Genomic DNA, 275 nt, shown 5'->3' on the forward strand with positions numbered 1-275 from the left:
GACGTGGTGCGCACGCTGCAACAGGCGGTACAGAGCGGCGAGTATAGCGACTATCAGGAATACGCGAAGCTGGTTAATGAGCGTCCGGCAACCACGCTGCGCGATCTGCTGGCAATTGCGCCGGGTGAAAACGCGGTCAACATTGCTGATGTTGAACCGGCAAGCGAACTGTTTAAACGCTTTGATACCGCCGCGATGTCTATCGGCGCGTTAAGCCCGGAAGCCCACGAGACGCTACGCGATCTCGTATGCCGTCTTCTGCTTGAAAACAAAAA

Annotated in this window: 1 protein-coding gene; it reads left to right on the forward strand. The window is 56.0% G+C overall.

The window, feature by feature from the left end; genetic code table 11:
• A partial coding sequence (locus GYB81_RS25410) for a glutamate synthase-related protein (protein WP_161898012.1) occupies positions 1 to 275 on the forward strand: 275 nt, incomplete at both ends.

Origin of the sequence: Pseudomonas yangonensis, from assembly GCF_009932725.1 — a bacterium.
GTDB classification, from domain to species: Bacteria; Pseudomonadota; Gammaproteobacteria; order Pseudomonadales; family Pseudomonadaceae; genus Aquipseudomonas; species Aquipseudomonas yangonensis.